8 protein-coding genes are annotated in these 10,879 nt (G+C 41.6%); 3 read left to right on the top strand and 5 right to left on the bottom strand.

Annotated features, from left to right (window positions below; all coding sequences use genetic code 11):
- Positions 1-73 precede the first annotated feature (73 nt).
- Entirely contained in the window at positions 74-2,479 is a 2,406-nt protein-coding gene (locus HQR03_RS13520; RefSeq protein WP_173240495.1) for a LysM peptidoglycan-binding domain-containing protein, read from the bottom strand.
- Positions 2,472-4,358 carry a DUF2345 domain-containing protein gene (locus tag HQR03_RS13515; RefSeq protein ID WP_173240494.1) on the bottom strand — a complete coding sequence of 629 codons (1,887 nt, stop codon included), beginning with the start codon at positions 4,356-4,358 and terminating at the stop codon, positions 2,472-2,474. Before HQR03_RS13515 ends, HQR03_RS13520 begins: the two co-directional genes overlap by 8 nt.
- Positions 4,359-4,577: 219 nt before the next feature.
- On the opposite strand from HQR03_RS13515, the gene HQR03_RS13510 reads away from it, so the two are divergent.
- Complete coding sequence (locus HQR03_RS13510; protein WP_173240493.1) at positions 4,578-5,561, top strand: formylglycine-generating enzyme family protein; 984 nt, start codon at positions 4,578-4,580, stop codon at positions 5,559-5,561.
- Positions 5,562-5,596: 35 nt separating this feature from the next.
- Here the strand turns inward: HQR03_RS13510 and HQR03_RS13505 are convergent, their stop codons facing one another.
- Positions 5,597-5,833 (bottom strand): hypothetical protein, encoded by a 237-nt coding sequence (locus HQR03_RS13505; RefSeq protein ID WP_157823946.1) that lies wholly within the window; start codon positions 5,831-5,833, stop codon positions 5,597-5,599.
- 70 nt (positions 5,834-5,903) lie between these two features.
- Between HQR03_RS13505 and HQR03_RS13500 the strand changes: the two genes are divergently transcribed.
- Entirely contained in the window at positions 5,904-6,887 is a 984-nt protein-coding gene (locus HQR03_RS13500) for a formylglycine-generating enzyme family protein (RefSeq protein ID WP_173240492.1), read from the top strand.
- A gap of 38 nt (positions 6,888-6,925) precedes the next feature.
- Here HQR03_RS13500 and HQR03_RS13495 read toward each other — a convergent pair whose 3' ends face one another.
- On the bottom strand, positions 6,926-7,159 hold the full coding sequence (locus tag HQR03_RS13495) for a hypothetical protein (RefSeq protein ID WP_157823944.1): 234 nt from the start codon (positions 7,157-7,159) through the stop codon (positions 6,926-6,928).
- 70 nt (positions 7,160-7,229) lie between these two features.
- Between HQR03_RS13495 and HQR03_RS13490 the strand changes: the two genes are divergently transcribed.
- Positions 7,230-8,213: a formylglycine-generating enzyme family protein gene (locus HQR03_RS13490; RefSeq protein WP_173240491.1), complete on the top strand. Its 984-nt coding sequence runs from the start codon at positions 7,230-7,232 to the stop codon at positions 8,211-8,213.
- A gap of 51 nt (positions 8,214-8,264) precedes the next feature.
- Here HQR03_RS13490 and HQR03_RS13485 read toward each other — a convergent pair whose 3' ends face one another.
- A complete protein-coding gene (locus HQR03_RS13485; protein WP_173240490.1) occupies positions 8,265-10,757 on the bottom strand; it encodes a hypothetical protein in 2,493 nt (830 codons plus the stop codon).
- Positions 10,758-10,879 lie beyond the last annotated feature (122 nt).

Below are 10,879 nucleotides of genomic sequence, written 5' to 3'. Positions count from 1 at the left end.
GTTTGCTGAGTATGGCTTGTTTACGTTCATTACTATATCTTGGCATGATTGGTCCTTGTGCCCCCCATTTGGATTAATATTTAGGGGTGACAACTATCCTGCCATAGGGGGGTTGAGACAGTGTTTTACCGTACATATTTTCGAAATGAGGGTAGTCTTTAAAACTTGTCCAATCACCTCCCCACTTGAACCCATGGCGTTTTCCGATGGGTGCTACTTTTTTCAAAAGCCTTATATTTTTTTTATCATCTGCCATATGTAATTTTCCATCCTCATGTAAAGGAAAGACATCAATAGCAACGCCAAAGTTATGATTACTTTGTCCACCTTTAGCCTTAGTAACTATACTACCTGACGCTGTACGTCCTTTAGCATATAACTTATTTTGTTCTTCATAAGTTCTAAGTCCTTGGACAATAATTAGCTTAATACCCAGTTCTCTTTCTGAGTCATTTATAAAATCCCTAACTGAACATCTAATTTTGGGATGTAACTTTTCAACCTTTTTTTCGTTCTTAGCACTTAAAGGTCTGCATCCTGTATTAGTCTGTGGCTTTTGAATTACTCCTTCACAAGTAGGTTTAAATACTCTGTTTTCAGGTTTTTTTCCATCATCGTAATGATGCGCGATTTCCTTTTTAACTTCCCATGCGTAAGTCACACCACCTGAAAAGCCTCTCACCTTCAATTCTCCTTTTTCCTTCCATTCTCCTTTTTCTTTCATGAATGCTGGATTCTGTCTATAAGGATTCCCTTTTGCTTGTCCATTATCTTTAAAAATAATTTCATTGTCATCTATATCAATACCCTCGGGCTTAACAGACGCTGGACGTAGTATCGTCAGATACATTTCAAGGAAACTATCTATTTTTTTGTATCGATTATTGTATAACTGAAAGTACCTTTTAACCCAATCTAGTTGCTCTACTGCTGACATATTACGCAACTTATCTTTAGAGACATTTAAATCTTCGCGCGCACCTGCACCCATCTGAACTAACCCAACAAAACCAAGAGAGTTAACTTTAGATGGATCAAAAGTACCTTCTGTTTCCAGATGCATCAATGCCATCAAATTATTAGCCATTGCTAGGTAGTCATTCGGCCATAAGTCCTGACATATTTCAATGACTTTCTTTCTAAATTCACAGCTTACTTTCGCACTCCAAAATAGATTATGGGCTTTACAAATACAAGCACCATTAGTTGTAGCGACAGCCTTTGGCGCACCATCAGAGCTATTGCTAGGTTTTGTAATAACGTTGACAGGGACATCTGTTCTACTTGATTGAGAAGAACTACCTGTAGATGAAGAAGAAGTTTCATTGCTAGGTATCTTAAGCTTATCCCCTGGATGAATTGTATCAGTAAGCTTTAGACTATTAATACGAGCTAAATCATTCATATTGACACTATGCTTTTGAGCAATGCCACTCAATGTATCGCCACTTTTTACAGTATAGTTACCTGATGTAGATGAAGGGTTACTACTTGAATTTGGAGTGATAGCAGGCGCTTTTCCAGCAGGCTTATCATTCTTGCTTCCGCTCATAGCATCAGTGACACCTTCAAACCCTTCTTTAGCTTTTCCACCTACCCAGTCAGCAGCACCGCCAATGACACCAACGGTCCCTTTTGCTGCATTACTAATGGCATCTTTTGCATTATCGAAGAACCCATCTTCTTCATTAGAAGCGTTAGGGGTCGTAGTTGATCTAGGTCTCGCCGTTGGTTTAGGAGAGGGTTTAGGGGGGTTATGAGATTGTGCTGAACCATCGTCTCGAAGCTTAATCGTCTGATCTGATTGTAGTTTAGTGGGATCTGTAATGCCATTTATACGCTTAAGCTGCTCTACTGATACGCCACTTCTTTGTGAGATGTCAGACAACGTCTCACCTTTTTTTACTTTGTAATTGGTTTGATCTTTTAGTGAGTCAGGTCTCTCATTAGTTTTGCCCGTTAAGCTACTACCCTTTGGCGGCACTTTTATAATTTGGCCTGGAACTATTCTATTAGGGTCTTTGATAGTCGCTTTATTAAGCTGTGCTAGTATTTGCCATGTTGTATCATGTATCTTTGCAATAGTGTATAGATCTTGACCTTTCTTAACTTCGTGTTCTCCCTTAGTTGCTGTAACTTGATGAGTGCTTCTTTGGTACGAACCACTGTTTTTATCAAGTGCTCTAAGCTTAACGGTTTGAATAGAAAAAGATGCTTTAAGCTTAATTGTACCTTTTTTAGAAGGAACACGAATGTAGCTATTCACTACGATCATTTTTTTGGTTAAAGGGTGTCGAACATGTACGACTAATATGGTGCCAGGTGGTCGGCTGATCCATGTACCAAGCCCTTGAGCATCAGACCTGTTGGTGCTTATTAGCTTTCCAGTTTCTCGAATTTCATGATATAAATTGGGAAAAGGTTTATTAAGTAGATCAACAAACTTGAGTTGAAATAGAATACTTTTCGGCTTACTCATCGTGACTCTCCTGATAGCTACTTTGTGCTAAGTCTTGATTAGACTCATTGCTATCATCATTATCAGAGGCTTCTATTTCATCCTCTTCATCAGGTTCAAACTCAACGCCCCAATCGGTATCTTTAAAGCCTACTAACACTTCAACCTCTTCTTCTTTGTCGCTAATAACAGGAGCAGTCCGCCCATGTTCATCTAACACTCCTTCTAGCAGTTGCCCATCAGTTCGCAATATCTGAAACTCAATCTCATCAAAGGCGTACTGATAAAATAAATCATAAACATCAAGTCTATTACTGAACAGCGGAATCGTCTTAGGCATCATCGGTAATGAATAATTAGCTCTCGCACCAGAGATTAGCGACTTCCTCACCGCCTGAACCTTAATCGTCCCAGGACACACCAGCTTGATCCCACTCTCATCTATCGTAATGGATGCTCCCGCGCTGGTTTGCAGCTTAATACGCTTAGGGCTCGACACATTCACCTGTCCTGACGCGCTACCAATCGTCATTGATAGCTGACTATGCAATTGCAACTCACCGCCCTGTGCCTGTATCGCTAGTGGCTCTCTATTCGCACTCATATGCAATCCTGACATCACAGTTTGTCCACCAACCCCAGAAAGCGAGTCAATCTTATCTGCCGTAAGCATATAGTTACCTGCCACCACATCTGACTGCGTAGCGCCTGACTGTCTGACGATTGTTTTCGCCGTCCATAGCGTATTGCTTGCAGAGGCTAAGATACTGTCTTTACTGACCAGCATCACATCAGCAGCGCCCAATACTTCCGTATTTAGCGTCTCATCAATAATTTGCGCGCTGGTTTTAAAGGCTTCTATCGTTTGGTTGGCATCGCTAAGTGCTACCGTGGATTGCAAGTGTGCCTGCTTTGCCTCTTTAAAGGTTTCGCTCAGCTCAGTGCCCATTTTTAACTGACGTTGTCCTGCATCATTGACCCAAGCTGACTCGTGCTCGCTTTGACTATGTCTGATATCAAAGGTGGAGAGCAGCACGCCTGACTCACCGGTGATTTGTAAGCCATGGTCGGTGGCTAGATTAATGCCTTGACCGCTATCGCTTGATTGATGATTGCTAAAGCGATGACGCAGCACGCCAAGCTCTAATACATGCTCATCAGGGGCAAAGGTGGCGCTAGAAGTGATGGTTGGTGTCTCAGCATTGGCTTTACTACCCGTATTAACCGTCCACTGCAGACCGACTTTGTTTGGCGTGTCATCAAAGCTCATGGTCACCTCAGAATCAGAAGTCAGCCCATATTGAGCAATACCAGAGATCCAACCACTATGCTCATCATCTTCACTAATTTGCGAATGACCCAAACCACCACCATGCCAACGAGGAGAAGATCCGCCTTGTAGGTTGTGTCTATTCGATAGTCCAGTGTCACGAGTGGTGATGTCTTTGTCATCGACATCGCCCATACCGATACCATCGTAAAGCGATCTGCTAATCACCGGACTGTCTATATCGCCATACCAATGGTTAAGCAGCACCGACTGCCCAAGCCTTGGCGCAAACTGCCAACCATGCGTGCTACCGGATGACAGTTGCAATGCGCGCAGGGGCGGGGTAGTGCCATCATCATGAGGGCTGATACCTGAGTAGACTGGGGTGGTCATGGTTTGTTGTAGGTTGTCATCGGTGACACTGGAGTCATAACTGGGGGAGGCTGATAAACTGGTGTCACCAGTACGCGCTTGGGTGAGACCCGTGTAAGTGCTACTGGCAAAGGATAAAGAACTGGGATAAGGGCAATAAGGAATAGCAGCGTCAAGTAACGTCGCTAATACCCAAACCCCAGTATCGCGGGCGATGTCAAAGCCATGATCGGGTATTGAAAAGTGATTGTGATTCATTGCATGACAGTGCATATGCTGAGCAGTGCGCTGTAACCACTGTTTGATAAATACTTGATGATGGTATGACACCAGATATTATAATTTGGGCTGGTGTTTTTGACCCTTTTTATTAACCCAATATTTCTCGACAGTAGTTTAATATTTCCACTTAGACAATCCATGCAAATTGTTAGTATAATCCTCATAACTTCTCAACAAAAAATCACTGTAGCCGTTATGACTTTAAAACCTCTATTCGTATCTTTGTTCCTCTTACCTTTATTTACTGTGACTGCCTGCGCCACTGAACCTACACCGAAGGTAGATAGCGATGGTATTCCCCAAACTCGAAACGATCTAACAGCAGATGAACAGCAGCAATTAAATGACTTCTTAGCGAAGCAAAAGGCGAACATGCGTTTTATCGAAGGGGGCAGCTTTGAGATGGGCGACTTTGGGCATAAGCTCGACTGGACAGATGGTTTGCCATTAACTGGACAATCTGATAATAAACCCCTACATAAAGTGACACTCGATAGCTTTAGTATGAATGCCTACAAGGCAACTTATGGTGATTTCGATATCTATAGTATGGCGACAGGACAGCCACAAGAGGGAATGCAAGAGTCTGTGATAGAACTGCATCAGCCCGATGCCGCTGCTGGTATCAATTGGCAAATAGCCCAAAATTACTGTCAATGGCTCGGGGAGCAGCTAAATGTACCCATGAATCTACCAACTGAAGCGCAGTGGGAGTATGCGGCGCGTAATCGTGGTCAGTATGTGCTATTCCCAACCGATAACGGCAAAATAGATGATGGTCGTAATGTATGGACTTTTAAGCAAAAGCAAGAACTAAGTAATAAGTACAACACCAGCCTCGCTATACCTATAGTGGGTCTATATCCGCCTAATCCGTTAGGACTGTATGATATGACCAATCAGAACTACGAGTGGATGAGCGACTGGTACGATGCCCAGTATTATGGTGATAGTCCAGAGCACAACCCGCAAGGTCCATCAACTGGCAAAGAAAAAGTATTGCGAGGGGTAGATGCTAATGAAGGTAGTGCTAGAAATATTAGGGTGATGGGTCCTGTGAGCGTAAAACGCTGGCAAAGAGAACCTAATCCGCCTCTTGTAAAGAATAATCCACGCATCAATCAGAATCGCGCAACATCTGCACGTTGTGTCGCAAACACCCCTGTTTCATTGAACTAAAAATTAGCAAGATAGATAGTTATGTATTTTAATCGCTAAGCTATATAACTATCATCGTCGTCATCGTCCTCAAACCCTGCTGGATCATATTGTTCTGGATTCTTAGCCATAAAATGCTCATAATTATTAAATTGACCATGTTTGATATAGATATCGTACTTTGGACTGGTGTTTTTGACGACTTCTATACCATCGGGGTAGATCAGGATAAACTCGCCCCATTGATGCAATTTATCACCCCTCCCTATCTCAATCATTGTTTGATATAACAATTTAGACAATCCTATCGAATTATTAGTATAATCCTCATAACTTCTCAACAAAACATCACTGTAGCCCGTTATGACTCTAAAGCCTCTATTAGCATCTTTATTTATTCTGCCTCTATTTACTATGGCTGCCTGTGCTAAAGAACCTGCGACTTCAGCAAATAGTAGCGGCGTCCCGCAAACTCGTAGCGATCTAACAGCAGATGAAAAGCAGCAGTTAGATGAATTCCTAGTGCAGCAAAAGGAAAACATGCGCTTTATCGAAGGCGGTAGCTTTGAGATGGGCGACTTTGGTCATAAGCTAGACTGGACGGAAGGTATGCCAATCTCTAGCGGTGGTGATAATAAGGCTTTACATAAGGTGTTACTTGATAGCTTTAGCATGAATGCTTATAAGGCAACTTATGGCGACTTCGATATCTATAGTATGGCGACTGGTCAGCCCAAAGAAGGGATGCAGGAGTACACCATAGAACTACATCAGCCTAATGCTGCTGCTGGTATCAACTGGCAAACTGCCCAGCACTACTGCCAATGGCTCGGCCAACAACTTGAGGTACAGATGAGTCTGCCGACTGAGGCACAATGGGAATACGCGGCACGTAATCGTGGTCAGTATGTGCTATTCCCAACGGATAATGGTGAGATAGATGATGGTCGAAATGTTTGGACTTCAGAACAAAAAAGAGACATGAATAGTAAATATAATACCTCGGTAACAGTTCCTATAATAGGTTTGTATCCGCCTAATCCATTAGGGTTATATGATATGACCAACCAAAACTATGAATGGATGATTGATTGGTATGATGCCAACTATTATGGGAATAGTCCTGAGAATAACCCCAAAGGTCCATCAACTGGTAAAGAAAAAGTATTGCGCAGTATCGATGCTAATGAAGGGAGTGCACGAAATATTAAGTTCATAGGTCCTGTAACTATAGGCCGCTGGCATAGAGAACCTAATCCACCTCTAATTGATGACGATTCTAAACTTAATCAGAATCGTACAACGTCTGCAAGATGTGTTGCTAATGCGTCGACTCCTCTAGTTTGACGCATAAAACAAGGAAAAATTAAGCTAAGTTTTTCTACTTAAACCATATAACTGTTGTCATCGTCTTCATCAAAACCTGCTGGATCATATCGTTCTGGATTTTTGGCCGCATAGAATTCATAGTCATTGACATTACCACGATTGATAAATATATCGTACTGCGGGCTGGTGTTTTTGACTACTTCTATACCATCAGGGTAGATCAGGATAAACTCGCCCCATTGATGCAATTTATCATCCCTCCCTATCTCAATCATTGTTTGATATAACAATTTAGACAATCCCAGCAAATTATTAGTATAATCCCCATAACTTCTCAACAAAACATCACTGTAGCCCGTTATGAATCTAAAGCCTCTATTCGTATCTTTGTTTATCTTACCGCTATTTACTATCACTGCCTGTGCTAAAGAACCTGCGACTTCAGCAAATAGTAGCGGCGTCCCGCAAACTCGTAGCGATCTAACAGCAGATGAAAAGCAGCAGTTAGATGAATTCCTAGTGCAGCAAAAGGAAAACATGCGCTTTATCGAAGGCGGTAGCTATGAGATGGGTGATTTCGGTTCTAAAGTCACTATAAATGATGGTGGCCCTATTAGGAGTGAAAGTGACAATAAACCACTGCACAAGGTGACGCTTGAGAGTTTTAGTATGAATGCTTATAAAACGACTTATAGTGACTTTGATATCTATAGTATGGCGACTAAACAAAAAAAAATTGGTATGCAAGATACTACGATAGAGCTACGTCAATCTAATGCTGCTGCTGGTGTAAACTGGCAAACGGCACAGCACTACTGTCAATGGCTTGGTCAACAGTTAGAGGTTCCAATGAGTCTACCAACCGAAGCGCAGTGGGAATATGCCGCACGCAATCGCGGTAAATATATATTATTTCCAACCGATAACGGTAAAATAAATGGTGGACACAATATATGGACGTTTGATGAGAAGTCAGCACTCTCAAGAAAATATAATACTAATTTAGCTATACCTATTGTAGGACTATATCCTCCTAATCCTTTGGGTCTGTATGACATGACCAATCAAAATAATGAATGGATGAATGACTGGTATAGCGAGGATTACTATGCCAACAGCCCTGAGCATAATCCCCAAGGCCCTGACACGGGTACTGAAAAAGTTTTGCGCTCAGTAAACGCTGAATGGGGTTCGGCACAAAACATACAAGCCAATGGGTCAATTACTCTAATGCGAATAAAACGCTTGCCTAATCCACCGTTGATAGAGGAAGCACAAGATGCTAATCAGAATGCTTTTACCTCAGCTCGCTGTGTCGCTAATAGCCAGCAAGCGATAAGTTAATCGTGTTATTAATATCCTCTTACCGAAATAGTCCTTAACCTTGAATAACCCTTAAGCATGGTAGATGCCATCAGCTGGTTTATCCCTTGGATTTAAGATGTTAGCATCAAAGTGCTGTGGGTTTTTAGCTGTATAAAATCTAGGACTAACATAATCGACTTTAGCCAACATACGATACTTCTCATAAGCAGGATCAGTATTAAGGACTACACGCTCGCCTTTAGGATAGTAATTTTTAATGAGTCCACCTAGCATGTTGAGATATTGATCTATAAAGGTATTGCCAGTATCATTTTTTTCAGTGATTTTATCTGCTTTGATATCATTTAATAGTGTGAGCAAGGGCGTGTCTATATTATTAAGACCATAACTTAAAAACCGTAGAACGTGTGCTTCATTTTCTTGACGAAAGCTTTTATTAGAGCGACTACTCAAACCTTGCAAATGATAGTCTTTCACTCCGTCCCTGTTCATGTGCTGTAGTACATTGTCCCACTCAGGATAAGTGGTCACTGTAGTAAATATCTTTATAATGGCTTTTTTGCGTTCAGTAAGCAGTTTTATACTTAAGCCCTTAAAAATACTAAAGTCAAAGTCAGGCCAGCTAAGTGCATGACTATACCATCCATGGCGACTGATATTATAAATTAGTATGCCTTTACCATTGGGCGTAGCGCATAATAGCATTTGCTTTTTCTCACCCTTCATAATCTCAATAGCTAGATCATGCCGCTTTGAATCAGTATCTAAGGCATTAGAAAAAGCTCTGAATCTTGTTCCAATATTTATTAGGGATTTAGAAACACTAGAGTTACTTCCTAAATAAATGACAGAAAACTGGGTCAATGCGATAAAAGCCTCTTCTAGGATATGGACGACTTTACGAAAGCCTGCATTGACCAGCTGATAGAATGTCCACCTAAGAAACGATTCGATCTGACCGCCATCCACCTCAAATAAGAATCCAAGCTTGCCTCCTGCCCCAAAGCAAGCAGCGGCTTTGGCTCTGATTTTAAATTTGCCTGCTCGAGCGTCGAGGAAAACATAAAAGTCTAAAGAGCCTCCGATACCGTAGCTACCTGCAACAGTTGCCGATATCGATGCAAAGGATACAAAATCCTCTTCTTCTGGCGGTAGCCACTCTATACCACCCTTTGGCTCTATTCCTCCTTCTACACCGATAAATGCAGAGATAGCTGCAGACCCTTTTACGTTATGCTTCTCTTGTAACTGCTCTATCTCATCATCACTAGTTGGATGACTAATACCTTTATAGTCTAGGCTAAGAGCAGGCATGTTTTTATTTGCATCCCAAGCACTCATCATTGTTTGCCTAGGATCACGAGCGGCTGAGACCAGTTTTTGTGCACCGTCTTTTATTTTTATACTACCAGCACCTTCTATCCCGATATTGACGCCTGCAAATCCACTAATCTCACAAGAAACTATCAAGCGTAGTGAGCCTAAATCTATTTTGATACCATCTTCAAAAGTGGCTTTTAAGTGCCACCCTTCTAATGAAGGTAGCGCCATTATAGGAGAGATGCTCGCCTCACATAGAATAAGCTTACCATTTGCATTAAAGCCGCCTTCAATACCTATCTTATCTTCAAGATTCCAACTAGCTGAGCCGTTGGCACCAGCGCTACCTACCATTCGTAGCCATTGTGCCTCGCCATCTACTTGGTATTTATCAGACTTAATAATGAGACCACTAATCTCATTCGCTGAAGGTAGTAGATAGTCTAGAACATTTAAGTCTTTTTGCCCCTCAGTACCTATCTCACCTTCAATTGAAGCAGATATCTCTTTAATCCTATCAGCAAGCGCTTCTTTAGCAAAGCCTGCTGGATCATATAGCAGACTTGGTTCGTCTGGTGGCGGAGGGTCGCCTTCAGGAGTAGGAATGTCTGTCTGTGATTGATTGATACGTGTTGGCTGGATTGTATCTTCGAAATAATCTCTTCTCACATAGCGTCGTTCAATAGTGGTTCCATTTGAGTCCGCACTGGCAACGGCTGTCTTGACTAAGAATATTTCTTTCATATCAGCAATGGTCGAAAAATCCTGCTCAATTTCATCTTGAGCGTCTGCTTCTGCTTTTATCATTGCATCTTCTGCAGTTTTTAGCATACTAGCATCCCTAGCTTTGAGCGCGTCTGCTACTTGGGATCTATGCATGTGCACTTTTGCCATTAGTTTATCGACATTGCTTAGGTTTTTAACAAGGTTTTTGTAGTCATTACTTTTAAATACAGACAACTCTCTACTTTCAAGATCATAAACGATAGGAAGTCGGGTATTGGCAGCTAAAATAGCTTCATGATTAGGTTTGTTTACTGCTGTAGGTATCTTAATTGTTGGTATAGTAAGTGTTCTAAGATAGTCACAAGGTGATGGAACAACATCTCCTTGTGAATCTTTAACATCAAGCCTAGCTGTTACTGGATTACCAGATACTAAAACTTGTACTGTTCTTTTATAGTCAGCACTTATTTTCTCAGTTAAACCTGTTTTAGGATCGACCTTTAGTGTTTTGACCACTGTTTTTTTATAACCTAGATTAACACACCAAGTGCAACGCTAAGTAATGGAATAAAACACCTGGTTTGGCGTTTTAAACCCTAATCGTTTTCTTGGTCTGTTGTTTAACCTGTCTTCAATGT

The organism is Psychrobacter okhotskensis (assembly GCF_013248965.1).
In the GTDB taxonomy this organism is placed as follows: Bacteria; Pseudomonadota; Gammaproteobacteria; order Pseudomonadales; family Moraxellaceae; genus Psychrobacter; species Psychrobacter okhotskensis.
This window is presented reverse-complemented; position numbering and strand designations above follow the sequence as displayed.

Coding starts and splice junctions, on each gene's coding strand:
- HQR03_RS13520 (WP_173240495.1), bottom strand. CDS start 2,479: ATGAGTAAGCCGAAAAGTATTCTATTTCAACTCAAGTTTGTTGATCTA.
- HQR03_RS13515 (WP_173240494.1), bottom strand. CDS start 4,358: ATGAATCACAATCACTTTTCAATACCCGATCATGGCTTTGACATCGCC.
- HQR03_RS13510 (WP_173240493.1), top strand. CDS start 4,578: ATGACTTTAAAACCTCTATTCGTATCTTTGTTCCTCTTACCTTTATTT.
- HQR03_RS13500 (WP_173240492.1), top strand. CDS start 5,904: ATGACTCTAAAGCCTCTATTAGCATCTTTATTTATTCTGCCTCTATTT.
- HQR03_RS13490 (WP_173240491.1), top strand. CDS start 7,230: ATGAATCTAAAGCCTCTATTCGTATCTTTGTTTATCTTACCGCTATTT.